Origin of the sequence: Paenibacillus sp. OSY-SE (assembly GCF_000283315.1) — a bacterium.
Classification (GTDB): domain Bacteria; phylum Bacillota; class Bacilli; order Paenibacillales; family Paenibacillaceae; genus Paenibacillus_B; species Paenibacillus_B profundus.
Map to the genome: position 1 here is coordinate 1 of NZ_ALKF01000091.1, position 277 is coordinate 277.

The 277-nt window shown below is 39.0% G+C and carries 1 protein-coding gene; it reads left to right on the forward strand.

Translation table 11 applies throughout. The features are described from left to right. Positions 1 to 50: 50 nt before the first annotated feature. Positions 51 to 277: hypothetical protein (locus tag A372_RS37030; RefSeq protein WP_157259375.1), on the forward strand; the 227-nt coding region annotated here is incomplete at its 3' end.

A 277-nucleotide genomic window follows, 5' to 3' on the forward strand; every position in this document is an offset into this window, starting at 1 on the left:
TTGTATTGGAGCACTCGTAAAACAAATCTCAACCAAGCCGAGAAACTGAAATGGATAAAATTTTCAGACTGTTTTTCAGGTTTTCTCGTGTTTGGGCTGATGGAAATCAAAAACAAGCAAAAATTTCGATGATTTATCATTCCGACCCAAATATCAATTATTCCGGGCTTGGTGAAGATGGCAAGGCTGTCGAACGTAAACAAACCAGTGTTGGGAAACAAATATGGGGCAAATTTGCAAGGCACATTTATGACAAGTATTTGTGGCGCCACATTTG